The 21520-nt window shown below is 47.1% G+C and carries 19 protein-coding genes; 13 read left to right on the top strand and 6 right to left on the bottom strand.

The features are described 5' to 3' along the window. Positions 1-5: 5 nt before the first annotated feature. The 13 genes from K401_RS0109240 (at position 6) to K401_RS0109180 (ending at position 14825) form a co-directional block, all read left to right on the top strand. Positions 6-1121, top strand: a complete 1116-nt coding sequence (locus K401_RS0109240) for a hypothetical protein (RefSeq protein WP_024292683.1) — start codon at positions 6-8, stop codon at positions 1119-1121. Beyond that, the gene (locus K401_RS0109235; RefSeq protein WP_024292682.1) at positions 1111-2184 is read left to right on the top strand and encodes an FAD:protein FMN transferase; all 1074 of its coding nucleotides are present in this window, start codon (positions 1111-1113) and stop codon (positions 2182-2184) included. Before K401_RS0109240 ends, K401_RS0109235 begins: the two co-directional genes overlap by 11 nt. Before the next feature lie 44 nt (positions 2185-2228). Continuing rightward, the gene (locus tag K401_RS0109230) at positions 2229-3959 is read left to right on the top strand and encodes a menaquinone biosynthesis decarboxylase (protein ID WP_024292681.1); all 1731 of its coding nucleotides are present in this window, start codon (positions 2229-2231) and stop codon (positions 3957-3959) included. Further along, positions 3928-4806, top strand: coding sequence for a 4-hydroxybenzoate octaprenyltransferase (locus tag K401_RS0109225; protein WP_024292680.1), 879 nt, complete (start codon positions 3928-3930; stop codon positions 4804-4806). Before K401_RS0109230 ends, K401_RS0109225 begins: the two co-directional genes overlap by 32 nt. 21 nt (positions 4807-4827) lie before the next feature. Then, positions 4828-5412 (top strand): UbiX family flavin prenyltransferase, encoded by a 585-nt coding sequence (locus K401_RS0109220; RefSeq protein ID WP_024292679.1) that lies wholly within the window; start codon positions 4828-4830, stop codon positions 5410-5412. 75 nt (positions 5413-5487) lie between these two features. After that, entirely contained in the window at positions 5488-6462 is a 975-nt protein-coding gene (locus K401_RS0109215) for an ABC transporter substrate-binding protein (RefSeq protein WP_166435261.1), read from the top strand. Between the two features lie 27 nt (positions 6463-6489). Further along, complete coding sequence (locus K401_RS0109210; RefSeq protein WP_024292677.1) at positions 6490-7227, top strand: ATP-binding cassette domain-containing protein; 738 nt, start codon at positions 6490-6492, stop codon at positions 7225-7227. Then, positions 7224-7961: an ABC transporter permease gene (locus K401_RS0109205; RefSeq protein ID WP_024292676.1), complete on the top strand. Its 738-nt coding sequence runs from the start codon at positions 7224-7226 to the stop codon at positions 7959-7961. The genes K401_RS0109210 and K401_RS0109205 overlap by 4 nt, the downstream gene beginning before the upstream one ends. A 193-nt stretch (positions 7962-8154) precedes the next feature. Continuing rightward, on the top strand, positions 8155-9243 hold the full coding sequence (locus tag K401_RS0109200) for an extracellular solute-binding protein (protein ID WP_024292675.1): 1089 nt from the start codon (positions 8155-8157) through the stop codon (positions 9241-9243). A 96-nt stretch (positions 9244-9339) separates the two neighbouring features. Then, the gene (locus K401_RS0109195; protein WP_024292674.1) at positions 9340-10440 is read left to right on the top strand and encodes an ABC transporter ATP-binding protein; all 1101 of its coding nucleotides are present in this window, start codon (positions 9340-9342) and stop codon (positions 10438-10440) included. After that, positions 10437-12101 carry an ABC transporter permease gene (locus tag K401_RS0109190; protein ID WP_024292673.1) on the top strand — a complete coding sequence of 555 codons (1665 nt, stop codon included), beginning with the start codon at positions 10437-10439 and terminating at the stop codon, positions 12099-12101. The genes K401_RS0109195 and K401_RS0109190 overlap by 4 nt, the downstream gene beginning before the upstream one ends. 206 nt (positions 12102-12307) lie before the next feature. Beyond that, positions 12308-14032, top strand: a complete 1725-nt coding sequence (locus K401_RS0109185; RefSeq protein ID WP_024292672.1) for a sensor histidine kinase — start codon at positions 12308-12310, stop codon at positions 14030-14032. Beyond that, positions 14025-14825 carry a response regulator transcription factor gene (locus tag K401_RS0109180; protein WP_024292671.1) on the top strand — a complete coding sequence of 267 codons (801 nt, stop codon included), beginning with the start codon at positions 14025-14027 and terminating at the stop codon, positions 14823-14825. The genes K401_RS0109185 and K401_RS0109180 overlap by 8 nt, the downstream gene beginning before the upstream one ends. A gap of 167 nt (positions 14826-14992) precedes the next feature. Here the strand turns inward: K401_RS0109180 and K401_RS0109175 are convergent, their stop codons facing one another. From K401_RS0109175 to K401_RS0109150, 6 genes are all read right to left on the bottom strand, one after another. After that, positions 14993-16576 (bottom strand): methyl-accepting chemotaxis protein, encoded by a 1584-nt coding sequence (locus K401_RS0109175; protein WP_024292670.1) that lies wholly within the window; start codon positions 16574-16576, stop codon positions 14993-14995. A gap of 147 nt (positions 16577-16723) precedes the next feature. Continuing rightward, positions 16724-16873: a hypothetical protein gene (locus tag K401_RS32800; RefSeq protein ID WP_156945260.1), complete on the bottom strand. Its 150-nt coding sequence runs from the start codon at positions 16871-16873 to the stop codon at positions 16724-16726. A 37-nt stretch (positions 16874-16910) separates the two neighbouring features. Continuing rightward, complete coding sequence (locus K401_RS0109165) at positions 16911-18635, bottom strand: ABC transporter ATP-binding protein (RefSeq protein WP_024292669.1); 1725 nt, start codon at positions 18633-18635, stop codon at positions 16911-16913. Further along, positions 18632-19453, bottom strand: coding sequence for an ABC transporter ATP-binding protein (locus K401_RS0109160; protein ID WP_024292668.1), 822 nt, complete (start codon positions 19451-19453; stop codon positions 18632-18634). The genes K401_RS0109165 and K401_RS0109160 overlap by 4 nt, the downstream gene beginning before the upstream one ends. Positions 19454-19463: 10 nt before the next feature. Next, positions 19464-20477: a FecCD family ABC transporter permease gene (locus tag K401_RS0109155; protein ID WP_024292667.1), complete on the bottom strand. Its 1014-nt coding sequence runs from the start codon at positions 20475-20477 to the stop codon at positions 19464-19466. Continuing rightward, positions 20474-21502 (bottom strand): FecCD family ABC transporter permease, encoded by a 1029-nt coding sequence (locus tag K401_RS0109150; protein ID WP_024292666.1) that lies wholly within the window; start codon positions 21500-21502, stop codon positions 20474-20476. Before K401_RS0109150 ends, K401_RS0109155 begins: the two co-directional genes overlap by 4 nt. Positions 21503-21520: the final 18 nt, after the last annotated feature.

Below are 21520 nucleotides of genomic sequence, written 5' to 3'. Positions count from 1 at the left end.
TTTCTATGAAAAAACGAGTATTAGCTTTAGGCTGCGGCCTCATGGCAGCAGCATCCATTCTGGCAGGGTGTTCTTCTAACTTACAGCAGGCACCAACCACTGCTGCGCCTACAGAGGCTGCAACAACTGCCGCACCTACCACACAGGCGGAGACCACCACAGAAGCTGCAAAAACAGATGCTGCAGGCGGCGCCCTGTCCACCGGTTATTCAGTACTTTCTTCCATCGGTAAATCCACAGATGCCGGCGAAAAAGATGGTCTTGCAGAAGTAGATACCATGTTCGCAGCCGTACTGGTAGACGAAAGCGGAAAGATCGTAGATTGTAAGATCGATTCCGTTCAGACAAAGGTGAACTTCTCTAAAGAAGGAAAGCTGCTTACAGATCTTGGAACCGTTGTAGAATCCAAAAATGAGCTGGGAGAGAAATACGGCATGAAAAAAGCTTCCGGCATCAGCAAGGAATGGAACGAGCAGGCTGAAGGTTTTGCACAGTATGTGATCGGAAAAACAGCTGATGAAGTAAAGGGAATCGCAGTTTCTTCCGAAGGTGTTGCAGATGATGCAGACTTAAAGGCAACCATTACCGTTCATATCGGAGACTTTATCACTGTTGTTGAGCAGGCTGTGGCAAATGCCAAGAGCGCAGGTGCTTTAGCCGGCGACAAACTGGGCTATGGCATCGTTACAGGTATCAGCAAGTCCAAGGATGCTGCCGCAGATGCTGAAGGCGTAGCACAGGCTTATTCTACCTACACGATCGCCAGCTTTGGCGCAGACGGAAAGATCACAAGCTGCCTTCTTGACGCTTCTCAGGTCAATGTAAACTTTGACGCTACCGGTAAGATCACCAGCGACTTAAAGTCTGCTGATTTCAAGACCAAGAATCAGTTAGGTGAAGCTTATGGTATGAAGAAGGCTTCCGGAATCGGTAAAGAGTGGAACGAACAGGCAGCCAGCTTCGCAGAATATGCAGTTGGCAAGACAGCTGCTGATATCACTGGGCTTGCAATTGATGAAGCAGAAGGCGCACCAACTGATGCCGACTTAAAAGCCAGTGTAACCGTTGGTATTGGTGATTTCCAGGCGGGCATCTCCAAGGCTGAAGCAAATGCAAAGTAAAAAAGCAGTAAAATTTATTATAATTGCCGGAACTCTGGCAGCGCTTACTATGGCGGCGGTTAATACCGCCGCCATAGGAGCGAAAAAGGAGCAAAGATTCCATGCCGAATTTTTGAATCTCTTTGATACCGTTACCCAGATCGTGGGATATGCAAAAAATAAAGAGGAATTCACCCAAATAGCTACGGACGTTCATGACCAGCTGGAAACGTACCACAAGCTGTATGATATCTATAACGATTACGAAGGAATTGCCAATATTAAGACCATCAATGACAATGCCGGCAAAGGCCCTGTGAAGGTGGACCAGAAGATCATTGATATGCTGAAGCGGGCAGAAGAAGCCTATGAAAAAACAGATGGAACGGTGAATGTTGCCATGGGAAGTGTCCTGTCCATCTGGCACGACTACCGTACCTGGGGCATCGATGATCCGGAAACCGCCAAGATCCCTCCTATGGAAGAGCTGAAAGCGGCGGCCCTACATACGGATTTTTCAAAAGTCATCATAGATGAAGCAGCCTCCACCGTATATCTGGAGGATCCTGATATGAGGCTGGATGTGGGGGCCATCGCAAAAGGTTACGCCACGGAGCAGGCGGCGGAATTCCTGGAGTCAAAGGGTGTCGGCCATGTCCTTCTCAGCGTAGGAGGCAATATCCGCGCCATAGGGAAGCGGGCAGACGGGAAACCATGGAAGCTGGACATTCAAAACCCGGATACTGACAGTGAAAAAACCGCCATCGATACCTTGGCCTTAGACGGACTTTCCCTTGTCAGCAGCGGTGATTATGAAAGATTCTATATGGTAGATGGAGTGAAGTACCACCATATCATTGATCCTGCTACATTGATGCCTGCCGCATACTTTCGGGCAGTTTCCATTGTGTGCAGGGATTCCGGCTGGGGAGACGCTCTTTCCACTGCCGTATTTAATATGCCTTATGAAAGAGGACTTGCCCTGGTTGAAAGCATGGAGGGTGTGGAAGCAATGTGGGTCATGCCGGATGAAAGCATACGGACCAGCAGCGGATATGAGGCATACCGCAGCCATGACAACTAGGCTGGAGGCCAAAAATCGTGAGTGAGACAGAGGAAGGAGGCCATATGTCATATAGAGGACTGCAGGATTTTATTCATAAATTGGAAGAGAGAGGGGAGCTGATCCGGGTAACCGAGAAAGTATCCCCTCTCCTGGAAATAACGGAGATCACAGACAGAGTCTGCAAGGAGGAAAATTCCGGCAACAAGGCGCTTTTGTTTGAACATGTGGAGGGTTCCCCCTATCCGGTGCTGATGAATGCCTTTGGCACAGACAGCAGAATGGCTCTTTCTCTTGGAGCGGACAAGCTGGACGATATCGCGGCAGACATTGGAGCCTATCTGGACTTTAGCAATTATTCATCTATTTTAAAGCTGGTCTCCTTTGCTCCCAGGCTGCTGCGCCTGTTGTGCTGTTTTCCTCTCCGGAGCAAATTTCATTTAAAACGGCCAAGCTGCCAGCAGGTGATCGAGAGAGACCCGGACTTAAGCCAGCTGCCGGTTTTGCAGTGCTGGCCTCTTGACGGAGGACGTTTCTTCACCCTTCCCCTTGTCTTTACAAAATATCCTGATACAAAGCTCCAGAACATAGGCATGTACCGGATGCAGGTACTGGATTCCAGGACAACTGCCATGCACTGGCAAAAGCATAAGGACGGAGCCGGCATTTACGAAGCTTACCGGAAAAAGGGCTGTCCAATGCCCGTATCGGTTGCTCTTGGAGGCGATCCGGCCGTCACCTACGCTTCCACTGCTCCCCTTCCTCCCAGGTTAGATGAGATGATGCTGGCCGGATTTCTTAAGAAATGGCCTGTAAAAATGGTAAAATGCATCACCAACGATCTCTATGTACCGGAGGATGCGGAATTTGTACTGGAAGGGTATGTGGACCCTCAGGAAGATCTGGTCTGGGAAGGGCCATTCGGAGACCATACCGGATATTATTCCCTGGCAGACTGGTATCCGAAATTCCATGTCACAACCATCACCCATAAAAAGCATCCGGTCTATCCCGCCACCGTAGTTGGAAAACCTCCCATGGAAGACTGCTACATGGCAAAGGCTACGGAACGGATATTCCTTCCCATTTTAAAAATGACGATTTCAGAGCTGCTGGATATCCACCTGCCCTTTGAAGGAGTTTTCCATAACTGCGCGGTGGTATCAGTAAAGCATTCCTATCCGGGAGCCGCCAGAACCGTTATGAACGCCATCTGGGGAATGGGACAGATGAGATCCGCCAAGATGATCGTTGCGGTTGACGAAACCATAGATCCCCAGGATACGGCCGCAGTCTGGCAGGAAGTCTTACGCTATGCCGATCCAAAGGAAGATTTTGTGGTCAGCAAGGGACCGTTGGATGCCCTGGATCACTCTTCCGATTATCCCTTGTATGGAGGACGGCTTGGCATAGATGCCACCAGAAGGGGAAAGGAAGCATTCACAGAAGGCTCCCTTGAAGTCGTGCCTGTACGCAAGGAACAGCCCTGGGACGGCAGGCGAAAAGCCCTTGCAATGCTGGAGGAGAAAAACGCCTCCCTCATCCTGGTTGTGGATGAGGATGTAGACCCCGCCGATCATTCCACGGTCATGTGGCGTGTATTCAATAACATTGATGTTGCCAGAGATATGTTCATTGATGGCAGGCGGGCAGCTTTTGATGCCACGAGAAAGCGTCTGGAAGAAGGGCTTACCCGTCCCTGGCCGGAGGATATTATGATGACGGATGAGATTAAAAAAAAGGTATCAGAGAAATGGAGTACTTATGGGATGGATCATTGGAAAAATAGTAAATAAATTAAATGAATACGGGAAGCTGGTCATGTTCAGCCATACCGTCTTCTCCCTGGCCTTTGCCGCAGTGTCCCTCCTTGCCGTGTCCGGCGGACGGCCTGATCCAAAGGCAGTGTTCTGGGCTGCCCTTGCCTTTTTAAGCGCCAGAACAGGGGCCAACGCACTAAACCGGGTGGTAGATGCCAGGATCGATGCAAAAAACCCCAGAACAGCAGGCCGCCAGATTCCCCAGGGACAGATCGGAAAAAAGGAAACCCTGGCTCTGGTGGCTGTCTGCTTTCTGGTGATGGTGTTCAGCGCCTCCCGTTTAAACCTGCTGTGCCTCCTCCTGTCCCCTGTGGCCCTGTTCCTGATGACGATCTATTCTTACACGAAACGCTTTACCTGGATGTGCCATCTGGTTCTGGGTGTCACATGCGCCTGCGCTCCTGTGGGAGCCTGGCTGGCGGTAACGGGAAAATTTTCCCTTATTCCCCTTTTCTTCGGTGCGGCCAACTGCCTCTGGACTGCTGGCTTTGATATTATCTACGGCTCCCAGGATTATGAATTTGACAAGGCAAACGGCCTTCACTCCATTCCGGTGCAGTTTGGCGTGAAAGGCGGATTGCTGATCAGCACTCTGTTCCATGGAGCTGCGCTGCTTAGCCTGTGTATCGCCGGGGTGCTGCTTTATCCGCAGTTTGGTGTCCTTTACGGAACAGGTTTAGGAATTATCGTAATCCTCATGGTGATCCAGCACCGGCTGGTATCACCGGATCACTTAGAAAATGTCAATATCGCGTCATACAGCATCAGCCAGATCACCAGTATCGTGCTTCTGGTTTTCGGGACTCTGGATGTATATTTATAATGCAATGAAAAGAGGCGGACTATGAAACAATATGTTGTTGGAATTACAGGCGCAAGCGGCAGCATTTACGGTCTTCGGACAATAGAAGCCCTGCTTGAGGCCGGAGCCAGGGTACGGCTCATCCTGACGGAAACCGGAGAAAAGGTCATTGCTTACGAGACCGGACGGGAGCCAGGAGAATGGATCGCAGAATTTAAGGCGCGTTTCTCAGACCTGCTTATACTGGAGGATAACAAGGACCTGTTTTCTGCGGCCGCCAGCGGTTCCCATCTGGCGGATGGAATGGTCATTGCGCCCTGCTCCATGTCAAAGCTGGCCCACATTGCGGCCGGCATTACCCCGGACTTACTTACACGGGCCGCTGATGTGGCATTAAAGCAGCGCCGGCCTCTGGTGGTGATGCCCAGAGAAACGCCCCTGTCCCAGATTCATTTAAAAAACATGCTGACTCTGGCAGAGTGCGGTGCATTCATCGTTCCCGCCATGCCTGCCTTTTATCAGAAACCCAAATGCCTTGATGACATGGCGGATTTCATGGCCGGTCGGGTACTGGACTGCTTAGGAGTAGAAAACCACCGGTATGCCAGATGGAAAGAAAAATGTTAGAAACGAAATATGAAAACGAAATATGGGAACAAAATAAAATAAATGGAAAACCTTAAAAGGATTGCAGGAAAACATATGAATAAAACAGGAAAAAAAGCGATAAATCATTCCCTCTTGGGAAACAGAAAAATCCTCACTCTGCTGCTGTGCGGCGCAGCAGCTGCCCTTCTTGGCGGCTGTACCGGTAAGGCAAAGGCTCCGGTTGACACCACCGTTCATTTAGGCGTTATGTACTCTTCCGACATTGTGCCCCTTACCATCATCACGGAACAGGGACTTGATAAAAAATACGGATTTCAGCTGGATATGCAGGTATTTTCTTCTGCAAAAGACCGGGATGCAGCACTTCAGGCAGGGAAATTAGACGGGGTATTTACAGATTTTATCGGCCTTTGCATGTATCAGAATGCCGAACTGGACGTAAAGGCCACCGGATGCACGGACGGGGATTATGTGCTGCTGGCCGGAAAAGATACTGGGATCACCTCCCTGGAAGATGCATCAGGAAAAAGCATTGCAATTTCGGAAAACACGCTGATCGAATATTCTCTTGACTATATTTTAAATAATGCAGGGTTGGATGACACGTACCTGGACAAGCAGGTTGTGCCGCGGATTCCTGACAGGCTTGAAATGCTGCGAAACGGCAAGATAGACCTGGTTCTTCTGCCTGAACCATTTTCCACCCTGGCCATCAAGGATGGTGCCGTGGTCCTGGGAAGCGCCAACACCGATGGACTGTATCCGGCCGTATCTGCATTTACAAAGAAAGCCATCGACGAGAAGTCCGATACCCTCCAAAAGATGTATCAGGCATACGACGAGGCGGTTGATTATCTTAACAACATACCCCTTAAAGAATATGAAGCCGTTATCATCAAGGGTGCCGGCTATCCTGAAGAGCTTACCGGAGCTATCAAGCTTCCGGTATACCGGAAAAACGAATTGCCAAAAGCAACTGACTTACAGGCTGCTGTGGAGTGGGCGGCAAAGAAAGGGCTGTGCAGCCCTGAGTTAAAGCCTGATCAGCTGATCGGAGAACTGAAATAAAAAGATAAAGCCAGAGGAGGGAACCAGATGCTGGAAATGAAAGACATTTCCGTCATATATGAAAAAGGCGGGATACATAAGGTAATTGACCAGATGTCCTGGAAGCTGGAGACAGGAACAGTCCTGGCTGTAGCGGGTCCCTCCGGCTGCGGAAAATCCACCATGATCCACTCCCTGGCCGGAATCCTGCCCTATGAGGGTTCCATCACCCTGGATGGAACCGGCCTTGATCCCAAAACATGTTCGATTGGACTGATCCCGCAGAATTACGGTCTTCTTCCCTGGAAAACAGTAAGGGAAAACTGCCTTTTCACTGCGAAAATCAGAGGAAACATAAGGGACATGGAAACACGGCTTTCCGGCCTGTGCAAGGAACTGGGAATTGACGGACTATCAGACCGGTACCCTGGCACATTAAGCGGCGGCCAGGCGCAGCGTGTGGCCCTGGCAAGGGCCTTTCTCATGGATCCGAAGCTTCTCCTGATGGACGAACCCTTCGCAGCCCTGGATATTGGGGCCTCTTTGGCCGCAAGAGAGCTGTTTCTGCGCATCTGGAAGGAAAAAAAGCCTACAACAGTGATCGTCACCCACCGGGTAGAGGACGCCCTTTATCTTGCTCATAAAATCGCAGTTATGGAACGGGGCGGCGGCTTCAATTTCTTCGGCACCAATCCATGGCAAGGCATAATTCGTCCTTCAGAAGCAGCCTATGGGGAACTAGCACAGCATATCACGGAGAAAATCATAAAGGCGGATGAGATATGAGAAAGAAAATGTGGGTCTTTTTAAAGGGATTTTTACTTGTAAATCTGCTCTGGTTCTTTCTTGCAGCCTTTCTGTCCACTTCGGTGCTGCCCGGCCCTCTCACGGTTTACGGCAGATTTGACCAGGTGATGAGCGGAAAGCTCTGGCTTCATGTGGGGGCCAGCTTAGGCCGTGTGGGAGCGGGTTTGTCCATTGCCCTTCTCACCGGCATTCCTTTAGGCCTTGTCATGGCATCTTCCACCATTGCCAACCGCCTCCTTCATCCTTTGGTTTACTTTTCCTATCCGATTCCAAAGACAGCTCTGCTGCCTGTCTGTATGCTGCTTTTAGGCCTTGGTAACGGCTCTAAGATCCTCATCATCGTTCTGACCACAGTATTCCAGGTCATTGTAGCTGTCCGGGATGCCGCAGACCATATTGATCAGGGAATTTATTATGTGGCAAAAAGCGCCGGCGCCAATAAGAGAAGCATCTTAAAAGATATCACCCTGCCTGCGGTACTTCCGGAGCTGTTCACCAGCATCCGGATCGGGACAGGAACCTCTTTAGCCATTCTTTTAATTGTAGAAGCCTACGGAACCCGGTGGGGAATGGGTTACTACATCCTGGATGCGTGGTCCAGAATTAACTATATTCAGATGTACGGCGGCATAGTTGTCATGTCAGTGGTTGGATCAGCATTATTCTGGATATTGGACGGGCTTCAGTGGACCTTGTGCAAAAGCACAAGGTAACTGGCGTCTGATTCTCACATATCAATAGCTAACGCAGCCGGCTTTTACAGCCGGCTTTTTTCATGAAGATTATGCATATGTTGTGTATTTTACACCTTTGTGTGATATTGTCGGATTTACATTCCCAGCCCCCACAGCTAAAATAATATTATCAGATTAATCAGTGAAACACCCATAGGGAGGAGAGAATCACATGAAGAAAACAGCACTATTATCAGCAGTCATATTAGCCATGACACTGACAGCCACCGCCTGCAGCTCCGGGAAACAGGCAGATACAAAAGCACCGGCTGACACCGGAAAAACCGAAGCCGCCGCTCAGACACCAGAAGAGGAAGAACCGGTTTTAGTAGTCTATACCGCCCGCGGCGAATCATTAAACAATGCCGTGATTCCGGAATTTGAAAAGGATACCGGCATAAAAGTCGAGGTGGTAGTAGCCGGCACCGGAGAGCTTTTAAAGAGAGCTCAGTCAGAAAAGGCCAATCCTCTTGGGGATATCTTCTGGGTTGCTGACCAGACCATGTTATCCGCTTCCAAAGACTTATTCATGGAATATGTATCATCCGAAGACAGCAACATGATCGATGCATTCAAAAATACCACCGGTTACTTTACCCCTGCATTTGCAGATCCTACGGTTATGATCGTAAACAAAGACTTAAAGGGCGACATGAAGATCGAGGGATTCGAAGATTTATTAAATCCGGAATTAAAAGGAAAAATTGCCTTTGGCGATCCTGTAAACTCCAGTTCCGCATTCCAGTCATTGCTGGCTATACTTTACGGCATGGGCAAAGACGGCGATCCCCTTTCAGACGAAGCGTGGGCTTATGTAGACAAGTTCATCACCAACTTAGACGGAAAGATGAGCAACAGCTCCAGCCAGGTATATAAAGGCGTTGCTGAGGGCGAATATGTGGTTGGCTTAACCTGGGAAGATCCTGCTGCCAACTATGTCAAGGAAGGTGCCGCAGTAGAAGTTGTATTCCCGGTTGAAGGAGCCATATTCCCCGGTGAGTCTGTACAGATTTTAAAAGACTGCAAACATCCGGAAAATGCAAAGAAATTTGTAGATTACATGCTGTCTGAAAAGATCCAGAATGCAGTCGGTTCCACACTTACCGTACGGCCGCTGAGAAAAGATGCCACTCTGGCTGACTATATGAAACCTCAAAACGAAATAAAATTATTTGATAATTACGATGAGGGCTGGGTGGCAGAACACAAATTAGAAATCACCAATCGGTTCAGCGAGCACTTGGAAACATCCATGGATTAATAAACTGCATCAATCTAAATAAAAGACTGCCTGAGACTCAGTCAGGGGCAGTCTTTTTGTACAAAAAAATATGGAGTATGTTAGGAGATATGAACTATGGGAGTTGCGATCAGTATAGAAAATACAGTAAAACGTTTTGGAAAAGATACCATTATCAATGGATTATCACTGGATATTAAACCAGGGGAGTTCTTCACCCTGCTGGGACCATCCGGCTGCGGCAAGACAACCCTGCTTCGTATGATCATCGGCTTTAACAGCATCGAGGGCGGTGAAATCAAGGTAGACGAAAAAGTAATCAATAACATCCCCACCAACAAACGAAACATGGGTATGGTATTCCAGAACTATGCCATTTTTCCTCACATGACAGTCAGGGATAATGTGGCTTTTGGACTGAAAAACAGAAAAATGCCTGCATCACAAATCGAGGCCCAAGTGGATGAAATCTTAAAGATCGTAAAAATCGACCATTTAAAAAACCGTATGCCAGCCAAACTGTCAGGCGGTCAGCAGCAGCGTGTCGCCCTCGCACGTGCAATCGTCATCCATCCCGAAGTTCTCCTCATGGATGAGCCGCTGTCAAACCTGGATGCAAAGCTTCGTGTGGAAATGAGAAATGCCATTAAACGCATTCAGCAGCAGATCGGCATCACCACGGTTTATGTAACTCATGACCAGGAGGAGGCTCTTGCCGTATCGGACCGCATTGCTGTCATGAACGGCGGTGTCATCCAACAGATCGATACGCCTAAGAACATCTATCAGCGTCCCGCAAACTTATTTGTATCCACCTTTATCGGCTTATCCAATATCCTGTCCGGTAAAATATCGAAAAAAAACGGCCATACCTCCATTCAAATTCAGGATTATGCCGTGCCCATGGATCAGTTAAGCCAGGATGTAAAAGACGGACAGAATATCAAGGTATCCATCCGCCCCGAAGAATTCATCATCAACCAGGCAGACGGCGCCGGCATTCCTGCAACAGTAAAAAGCAGTGTATTTCTCGGCATTACCACCCATTATTTTGTTGTCCTGGCTGACGGTCAGGAAATCGAAGTCATTCAGAATTCTGATATCTGGGATATCATTCCGGAAGGTTCTCAGATCCGCCTTGCTGTGCAGCCTCAAAAGATCAACATTTATACGGAAGACGGAAATAGAAATCTTGTGATAAGGAGGGACCAGTTATGAGATATGCAGGCGAAAAAAAGTTCAATATCTGGATTGCTATGGCACTGGGGATTCTCTGCCTTTTTCTCATCTTCGTAGTTTACCCCTTGATTCTCATATTATATAAGAGTGTGCTTTCCGAAGATGGCTCCTTCAGTCTTGCATATTTCGGTAAATTCTTTGCCAGAAAATATTACCGGAGCACACTGGTAAACAGTTTTAAGGTCACCATTGTTTCCACCCTGCTGGCGGCTGCTCTAGGTCTGGTCATGGCATATATCCTGCGAAGTGTGCGGATCAAAGGAAGTAAGTTTTTAAATATCCTGATCGTCATGTCCTATCTTTCTCCGCCGTTTATCGGAGCTTATGCCTGGATCCAGTTATTGGGACGCAATGGCTTTATCACCAGGATCTTAAACGACCTGTTTCAGGTGAAGTTAAACGGTATTTATGGATTTACAGGAATTGTTCTGGTTTTTTCTCTTCAATCCTTTCCACTGGTTTATATGTATATCTCCGGTGCTCTTAAAAACCTGGATAACTCCTTAAATGAAGCCGCCGAAAGCCTTGGCTGCAGTGCCGTTCAGAGAGTGCTGCAAGTGATCGTGCCGCTGGTCATGCCCACCTTGCTTGCCAGCTCCCTTCTGGTATTTATGAGAGTGTTCTCGGACTTTGGTACCCCTATGCTGATCGGTGAAGGTTATAAGACATTTCCGGTTCTGATGTACAGCCAGTTTATGGGCGAAGTCAGTACGGATGACCATTTTGCTGCTGCACTCTGTGTGATTATCATCGGCATCACACTGGTGTTATTCTTCTTCCAGCGCTATCTTGGAAACCGTTATACCTATTCCATGACAGCATTAAAGCCCATGGAAGCAGAACATTGCTCTGGTCTTAAAAATATATTATCCCACCTGTTTGTATACCTGGTTGTCCTCATCGCCACCCTTCCCCAGCTTACCGTTATTTTTACCTCCTTCCTGGCTACCGGAGGCGGAAGCGTGTATACCGGCGGATTCTCTCTTGATAACTACCGGAACACACTGTTTTCCAAGAATAACAACGGCGCTATTTTCAACACTTATTTATTCGGGCTGTGTGCCATTGCTGTCGTTGTGGTCCTGGGAATTTTGATCTCGTACTTAACTGTACGGAAAAAATCATTTTTAACTAATATCCTTGATACGGTCACCATGTTCCCATACATTATACCAGGCTCTGTACTGGGTATCTCATTTTTATATGCATTTAACACAAAACCGTTTCTCCTCAGCGGTACTGCCCTCATTATCGTCATCTCACTGTCCATCCGGCGTATGCCCTACACCATCCGTTCCAGTACTGCCATTATCGGCCAGATCAGCCCCAGTGTGGAGGAAGCCGCCATCAGTCTGGGCTGTTCAGAGACGAAATCTTTTATAAAAATCACAGTTCCAATGATGATGTCCGGTGTATTATCCGGTGCCATCATGAGCTGGATCACCTTAATCAGTGAGCTGAGTTCCTCTATCATCCTCTATACCAGCAAGACCCAGACACTGACCGTAGCCATTTACGCAGAGGTCATCAGAAGCAACTTCGGAAATGCAGCTGCTTACTCCACCATCTTAACCCTGACCAGCATCCTATCGCTTCTTTTATTCTTCAAAATAACAGGCAGCAATGACATCAGCATATAGCGTAAGCAATGAGCAGTGGGAAATAAGTCATGAAAGGATTTTCGTTGTGCTTGCACATAAGAAAATCCTTTCATGACTTATTTCATAGGGCGAATGCCCGTTAGCTCATAAAACCGCAGGTTTTATGAGCTACACTGCGGACTTATGTTATAATAGACACAAGCACCTATCCCCCCCATACAACGATACCATTGGAGGCCTCCTCAATGAAAAGTAACCAATACAAAGACTACATTAAAAAATCCTTTATCAAATACGCCCTTTCCATCATATCACTGCTGTTTGTGCTGGTGCTTTTATTCCTATTAGTCAATGTACATTGGCTGATCTCCGGCTTTAACAAAAAAAATCATTCCCAGTTATCCGGTATCTTAGATCAGCAGTTCCTGCTCTACCAGCAAGGCCTTACCAATCTTTCCCAAGATCCGGATCTATTAACCGCACTGGACAGCACAGACCCTGCCGCCATCACTGCAAATAACCGGCTACTTTATGACTTTTCCAATGCCCAGACAATCCGTTCATCCTTTGTGCTCCTAAACCAGAGCGGACGCATCACCAGCAGCAATCTGTTTGCCGGAAATCAGGAAATATTCCTTGACAGTGATATCTTTCGCCGCATGACCAGTCAGATGCAGGAACAGCCTGAAAAGATCTTCGCCCTGCCAAGCAGATTAAACTATGCCCATGGGCAGGCAGGAGATCTGATCCTTGGCAAAGCAGTAATAAAAGAGGGCAAACTTACCGGCTATCTGTTTTTTGATTTGCTGGATTCTTATCTTTACGAGATCATCCGCAAATATCCCCTGGATGATGTTATCATCACGGACCGGTATGATAACCTCATCTTTTCCATCAGCCGCCAGCAGACCGACCCCATGGACAAATACCCTTCCGGAAAATACCGGATGGACTGGCAGGAAGGAAATGTGGTAAAAGTAAATGGAAAACATTATCACATTCAAAAAAGTTCACTTCCCGGGAGCTCACTGATCTTATATTCACTTGTCTCCACTGAATACCAGAAGAATCTTTTATATTACGGTTTTATATTCATGCTTACCGTAGGAATCCTTCTGGTGATCATTTCGCTGCCTGTAACCGAACACATTACCCAGAAAAACCTGCTGGCCATCAATGAGCTTCAGAAATCCATTGAACAGATGGGAAAGGGCAACATGGACTATCAGCTCCGTACTCAGGTCTTTGATGAATTCCAGAAGCTGGATGATGCATACCGCCATATGGTAATGCAGCGGGAAGAATTGCTGACTTATAACAATGAGCTGTCCGAACGAAAGCGGATCATGGAAATCAAACAATTAGAAGAACAATTTAACCCTCACTTTATTTTCAATGTTATGGAGACCCTCCGTTATGAGATTATGATAGATGCTGCAAAAGCTTCTGATATGGTTCAGTCTTTCGCCAGCCTCATGCGCTACAGCATCCATTATGGCAGTACCATTGTCTCACTCAGAACCGATATTGAATATATCAATGATTATCTCCTGTTACAGAAAATGCGCTATAACCGGCGTTTGAAATATCATATTGACATTCCTGAAGAACTTCTGGAATACCGGATTCCCAAGCTGCTGCTCCAGCCGGTTGTGGAGAATTCCCTTGTTCACGGCATGAAAAATACCCACTCCATCTCCATTACGATCACAGGACGTGTGCATGGTGATCTGCTGGAGCTGTGTGTGGAGGACGACGGAAGCGGCATAGATGGGGAACGCCTTGCCAGTCTGCGGGCCGGGCTGGAGTCTGAAGACGAATATAAGGAGCATATCGGTCTTTATAATTCCCATCGTGTTGTCCGGCTGTTATATGGCCCTGGATACGGCCTGACAATCGAAAGCCAGCCAGGTTCCGGCACACGGGTCACTGTAACCATGCCGGCAGATATGGAGGATTATTATGTATAAGGTTTTACTTGTAGAAGATGAAGATATCATCAGAAAAGGCTTGATGTTCATGGTAAATTGGCAGGAGCTTAACTGCGTGGTCGTTGGCGAAGCCATAGACGGAGTTGATGGCATTCAAAAGATCAAAGACAATGAACCTGACATTGTCATTGTAGATATTAACATGCCCGTAATGAACGGCCTGCAGATGCTGGAAGAAAGCATTAAAGAACACGGCTATGAAGCCATTATCGTGTCCGGATACGGGGAATTTGAATTTGCCAAAAAAGCGATCCGCCTTGGCGTCACTGAATATCTTTTAAAACCCGTGGATTTCACAGAACTATATGATGCAATTCATAAAATAACCGAAAAGCTGGAAGCAAACACACGGATGAAGGGATACATCCGGCAAATCGATATGGAAAAGAAAAAGCTGGGCATTTTAGAAACAGATATTTCAGAAACCGTCACCTTCAAAAACAAACATGTGAGTGCCATGGTAAAGTTCATTAAAGAGCATTACTCTTCCCGCCTTTCCTTGACCGATTTAAGCGAAGAATATAATCTTTCCTGTACCTACTTAAATACGAAATTCAAAAGCGAGACCGGCTATACCTTCAACGACTTTTTGAACCGCTACCGGATGCAGAAGGCTGTGGAACTTCTGAAATCAGATCAGTATAAAGTTTATGAAATCGCAGAAATGGTGGGATTTTCCGAATATAAGTATTTTATTAAGGTGTTCAAGAAGTATATTGGCTGCTCTCCGGCAAAATTTATGGAGGCAGGGGATGGGAAGCAGATATTATAACCCCCGGCCTGCAGGGAAAAAACAGGCAACTTAATGAGAAATAACAGGATAGAAGTGAGAATAAAAGAAGACGCTGATCCACTAAAAATGAATCAGCGCCTTCTTTTATTGTGTCCTTGACAAAGGTATTGTTTATCCCTTTCAACCCACTTACCGCTTCAGAACCCTTACAGAAAGCTGATATCACTGTTTCCCTTTAAGGTGAACTGATTTGCCAGACTGCTGAGCATTCTTGCCTGTGCGGACAGTTCTTCACTTGCAGCGGCACTTTCCTGGGCGGTGGCCGAATTGGACTGCACCACTGAAGTGATCTTTTCCACGCTGTCGGTAATGTGGGAAACAGAAAGGCTCTGCTCCTGTGAGGCTGACCGGATCTTCCCGATGCCGGAAGCGATCTCTCTGGCATCCATTAAAACGGTATTGAGTATCCGGGCCATGGAATCGCTTAAATCCTTTCCTGTCTCAACAGACCTGACAGAAACATCGATCAGTTCAGAAGTATTTTTTGCAGCAAGTGCACTCTTTGCTGCCAGGTTCCGGACCTCATCTGCCACTACGGCGAAACCCTTTCCAGCTTCACCTGCCCTGGCCGCTTCAACAGCCGCATTTAATGCCAGGATATTGGTCTGAAATGCGATATCCTCAATGGTTTTGTTGATCTTTATAATTTCCTCTGAATTCCTTTGGATGTCATCCATTGCCTGAAGCAAAAGCCGCATCTGCTGCTCACTCTCATCAAGGCTTACCCCCATTGTCTGCGCTTTGGTGTTAAAAATACCGGCGTTTGACTTCGTATAATCTATTTTTGTTACAATGGTCTCTACCGCATGAGACAGGTCATCAATTGCGCTGTTCTGCTCCGCAGCCCCCACAGCCAGCAGCTGGGAGCTTGCCGCAACATGCTCCGCGCCTGCGGATACCTGTTCAGAGGTCTGGTGCAGCTGGCCAAGCGTCTCTGATATCTGCGCAGAAAAATTCTCAATGGAATGTCCGATATTGATAAAATCTCCGATATACTGCTGGGAGGGTAAGTCAAAATTCCCCTGTTCCATCTGCTTCATGGAATCTCCGATACGGGAAATGTAATCGGAAAGGGTGTTAATGGACACCCGCATGCTGTTTGCCAGCATTCCCAGCTCATTACTGGAAGAATAATCGATCTCGCTCTGCAAATCTCCCTGAGAAAGGCGTTCCATTCCGCTTTCCAGGGTTTTCACCGGAATCAGGATCTTTCTGCGGATGATCATCAGAATAAAGGCGATGGAGATCAAATTAATTCCTAAGGTAAAAAGACTCACAATTTTAAGCATTGTGATTCCCTGAGCGGAGTACTTCTCAGCCTGGGATACAGCGTCGTTGCTTTTGTTAAAAAGCTCTTCACTGTTTTCCAGCAGCTTGTCATTTTGTTTGTCGTTTAAAAGGGGCAGGATCTGATCTTTCCAATATGTACGGATCTGCTGCATCTGTTCAACCAGTTCTTTGTCCCTTGGAACGGGAAGACCCAGTTCCTTGTCGCCTGCAATGATTCCATCCATGGCCTTCTCTGCCTTCGCGATCTGCTCTTCCACCGGCTGCTCAAGCAAGTGGAGCTTCATAATACGCTGTGTTGCACCTCTTACGACACCGCAATAGTTCACGATCTTTCCGTTGCTCTGGTTCTGGTTTAAAAGCCAAAACATCAAACCGGCATTTAACACGCTTAGAAGAGCAAGGCAGGCCATTGTGCTGTAAATAATTTTCTTAATACTCACGTTTTGATCTCCTTTAGGAATTTGTGGTGGGATTACTCTTCAGTCAATAACACGGCATATTTTAAGTGGCTGCGGCAAAAAATATGTCGTATATTGTCAATATATGGTGATATCTTACTTCAAAATCAAGAGCTAGTCAATAAAGCCTTATGACCATTTCCGGAATTTATTGAAACTTTTTTTCTTCAGCTTCACACCGCACTGCTTCATGATAAACATTCTCACATCCGCAGCAAGATAATTTCTCTCATCTGCTGCCGTTTCTGTAATAAAACAGACCAGGGAAAATCCTCCCATGGTCTGTCTTCCTAAAAAATATAAACGTTTTTATTCCCTACGATGCCTGGGCTCCATGGAGACGGGCAAAAATTCCTCCTTTTGCAATCAGCTCATCATGAGTACCCATCTCCGCTATACCTGTCCCCTCAAGCACTACAATCAAATCGGCCTCACGGGTCGTAGAAAGCCTGTGCGCAATCATTATGGTGGTGCGCTCCTTTGATATCTCATTCAAAGCCGCCTGTATTTCCTTTTCTGTTTTCGTATCCAGAGCAGAAGTTGCCTCATCCAGGATCAGGATTGGAGAATCTCTTAAAATTGCGCGGGCAATGGCAATTCTCTGCCTTTGTCCCCCGGACAGCAAAACACCACGTTCTCCTATATACGTATCATATCCGTTTTCCATCTTTTCAATGAAATCATGGGCATTTGCTGCCTTTGCTGCTGCGATGACATCTTCTCTTTTGGCATCCTTCCAGCCATATTCAATATTTTCATACACGGTTCCATTAAAAAGGAATGTGTCCTGCAGCACCATGGAGATATTATCCCGTAAACTGGATAGGGTCACATCCCGGATATCAACCCCATCGATAATAACAGCCCCTTCCTGTGGGTCATAAAACCGGTTGATCAGGTTTGCTATGGTGCTTTTTCCCACACCGGTTGTCCCCACCAAAGCCACTGTCTGCCCCTTCTTAATGGTCAGGTTCATACGTTTCATCACCGGAATATCTTCCTGATAAAAAAAAGAAAGATCTTTCAGCACGATTTCACCTTCAACCCTTTTAAGGACTTTTGCATTTTTCTTTTCCTTTACCTCCGGGATTTCATCAAAAACATCAAAAACCCGTCTGCATCCGGCTCCTGCTTCTCCCGCCCTTTCTGCAAGGCCGGAAAAACTTTTTACAGGACCATAAAACATGGACAGATACATGACAAATCCAACAATGTCTGCAATTTCCACTTCTCCTGTTCCCACTAAGTACCCGCCATAAACGACCACAATCACCGTTCCCAGAGCAGTGACAAAGGCAAGCAAAGGATAGGTTGTCTCAAAAAAGAAGCTTGCACGGAGATACGCCAGACTGTGGCGGAGAGAAAGCTTTGCAACCGTTTGTTCCTCATGGCTCTGCTGATTAAAAATCTGAATTTCTTTAATGCCGGAAAGATTGTCCTGCACCTTTCCTGCAAGCTCCCCTCTTACCCTGGAATTTTCTTTCCATGTGGGAGATACATGGCGGCTCTGCCACAAGGTAATCCCCAGCAAAAACGGTATGGTAACCAGACTCATCATGGCAAGCTTCCCATTGATCGTAAACAGCAAAACACCTACTCCTGTAAATGTAAGAACATTGACTGCAAAATCCGGAATCACATGTGCCAAAAGTACCTCAGCATCCAGCGCATCATTTACTACACGGCTGGTGAGATCACCTGTCCTGCTCTTGTGAAAATAGCTTAAGCTCATATGCTGCAGTTTCCCGTATAGCCGTTTACGTAAATCGGCCACATAATGAAGAGCCGCATAATGATTTAGATACCCGGCTGCAGAAGTTCCTGCCGCCTGAATTGTAGCTGCGCACAGAAGCAATAACCCGATACGCAGGGCCTGTACCTGAAAATCACTGATTCCTTCTGTAGCAAGTGCGGTTAATTCCCTTAACGCCCACGGCGTATAAAATCCGGCTGCCGTAGATACCACAAGGGCAAAAAGTGCAAGTATCAGATGAATCCGGTACATTTTTGCCTCCCGAAATATCCGCAGTGCTGTTCTCATACAGAAATCGCCTCCTTTGGGTACAAATGTTCCTGATGTAAAAGAGCGTAGGTCAGGCACACAGGCCGCCCGGTTCTTGGTTCCCTGACAATTTCAGCATCAATGGAAAATGTCTCCTTTAAAACACCAGGCACCATTACTTCTTCCGGACTGCCGTGCTGAATAACTTTTCCGCCGCGGACCGCAATCATATAATCAGAAAAACGGGCCGCCAGATTTAAATCATGAAGAACCATGGCAATGGTACAGCCCTGGCTGCGGTTCAGTCCATGCAAAAGCTCCAGCACTTCCAGCTGATGAGCCAGATCCAGATAAGTGGTGGGTTCGTCAAGCAAAATCAGATCTGTCTGCTGGGCAAGCGCCATGGCAATCCAGACTCTTTGACGCTGTCCTCCTGACAAGGTATTTACTTCCCTATGCTCTAAATCCATAAGCTTGGTTGCTGAGATTGCCCACCTCACAATTTTTTTATCCTCAGGGGTCAGTTTTCCAAACCCGTTTTGGTGGGGAAACCGTCCATATGCAACCAGTTCACTTACTGTCAGCCCGCTGGGAGCGGAAGGAGATTGGGGCAAAATCGCCATTTTTTTTGCAATTTCTTTGGTGGGAAGTGTTGAGATATCGCCTCCATTTAAATAAACCATTCCGTTTTTCGGCTTCAGAATACGCCCCACCGCTTTCAGCACTGTGGATTTTCCGCATCCGTTAGGGCCAATAATGGAAGTGATTTTTTTATGAGGAATTACCATATCTAAATTCTCCACAATCAGAGCGTTGTCATAGGCAATGTCTAATTCTTTTGTCGCGATACTGTTCATACCGTCCTCCTTAATTTGCTTTCGCCAATAGATATAAAAAGTACGGTGTGCTAAGCGCCGTAATTACGATGCCCGTAGGCACATCCGCCCCAAGGCTGATGGTTCTTGTTATGGTATCTGCAAGCAGTACAATAATTGCACCGCAAAGCCCGGAGGCAGGAAGGAACAATTTATGGTTTGGCCCCATTAATTTTCTTGCCATGTGAGGAGAAATCATTCCTACGAAAAAGAAGTTCCCACCCAGGGATACGCTTCCCGAAGAAAGTGCTACTGCTGCTACGGTCAAGCCGATAAATTCCGGTTTCACAGCTACCCCAAGACCAGAAGCTGTTTCATTTCCAAGGTTAAGAATGTTTAAAATATGGGCTTTAGAAAATACATAACCGCATAAAATCAATGTCCATGGAATCAGTATGGCAAGATACCTCCATTCATCTCCCCATAAGCTGCCGGCGCTCCAGCGCTGTATAAAGTCCATCTGATTCTGATCCAGCTTAAGAGTCAGCAGTGTGGTTAAGGCCCCATACCCGCTTCCCAGCGCAACGCCTGTTAAAATCAGCCCTGTAGGAGAGATATCTCTCTCCCTTCTGTAGGAAAGCAGAAAAATCAAGCCTGCGGCAGTCATTCCTCCAAAAAAAGAAAGCAATGGCATTAAAATTGCAGATGACACCGTCTTTGCGGAAAACAATACCACAAAAATCAGTACAAACAGCCCTGAACCAGAGCTGATTCCTAAGGTACCGGGACTTGCCATATCATTTCGCAGAAGGCTCTGCATAATACAGCCGGAAATGCCCATTCCCACTCCCACAAGAATTGACAGAATAATGCGGGGAAGGCGGAATTCTAAAACAATTAAATTTTGCTGCGGGGTGCCTTTTCCTATGATCACATGAAAAACTTCTCCGGGAGTGAGATTCATTTTTCCGGAGTTCATGCTGATCACTGCCACTGCTGCCATTAAGATCAACATCATCAGAAAAAGAAATCTTCCCCGTTCTGCCGGATAACCATGTTTTTTCATTCAAATTCCCTCCTTTGCTTTCTTGCAAGATAAAGGAAATAAGGAACACCGATCACAGCAAATATGATACCAATGGGCGTTTCATAAGGTTTATTGATCAGCCGTCCTATTAAATCGGCAAAAACCGTAAGCAAGGCCCCGTAAAGCCCTGAGGCCGGAATGATATACCGGTAATCCACTCCTACCATATATCGGACAATATGAGGCGTGATAAGCCCAACAAAACCAACCGGCCCCACGATAATGACTGAAAGCCCGGTAAGAACCAGCACAATCAGTGAAGAAACCCCTTTGACCAATCTGGTCTTTAACCCCAGTCCGGTTGCAACGTCCTCTCCTAAACTCAGCACAGTGACAGAAGGGGAAAGCCAGAACGCTGCAAGCACTCCTGCTGCAAAAAGAGGCAGGATGATCATGAGCTCACTCCATTTAGCACCCGCAGTTCCTCCTGCTGTCCAATAAGCAAGGGCATGACCCAGATGGTATTTAATGGACAGAAACTGGCTGAAAGCCCCAAACAGCATGGAAATAGAAATCCCTGCCAATACAAGCCGCTGAGGCGTCATCCCTCCTTTTCCAAGGGAAGCAATAAAATAAGTCATTGCCGTTGCAGCCGCAGCCCCTGTACATGAAAACAAAATGGTCTGGCCATAGGTGCGTCCCGGCAGAAATGCCATACAAAACGCCATGGCAAAGGTAGCTCCGGAGCTGATCCCCATAAGGCCGGAGTCAGCAAGGGGATTCCTTGTTGTTCCCTGCATGATGGCCCCGCAAATTGCCAGACTGCAGCCCACCATTAAATCTGCCACAGTACGGGGAAGGCGGAGTGTCTGAATGATCTGATGCTCCGTCATATTTGGATCAAACCGGAAAACCGCTTCCCAGGCAGTAACAAGGCGCATGTCGGCAGCACCAAAAGAAATGGATGCAGCCGACATGAAAAGCAAAAGCCCAAAACCAAGAATCATATAAATAGCAAAGCCGGCGGAGCCCTTCCACCGCCGCTTTATTGATGTAATTTTCATTATAGCCTGTTCCTTTCC

The organism is Lacrimispora indolis DSM 755 (genome assembly GCF_000526995.1).
Lineage (GTDB): Bacteria > Bacillota > Clostridia > Lachnospirales > Lachnospiraceae > Lacrimispora > Lacrimispora indolis.
Note: the sequence above shows the minus strand (reverse complement) of the source record. Positions and strands in the feature narration are given on the sequence as shown.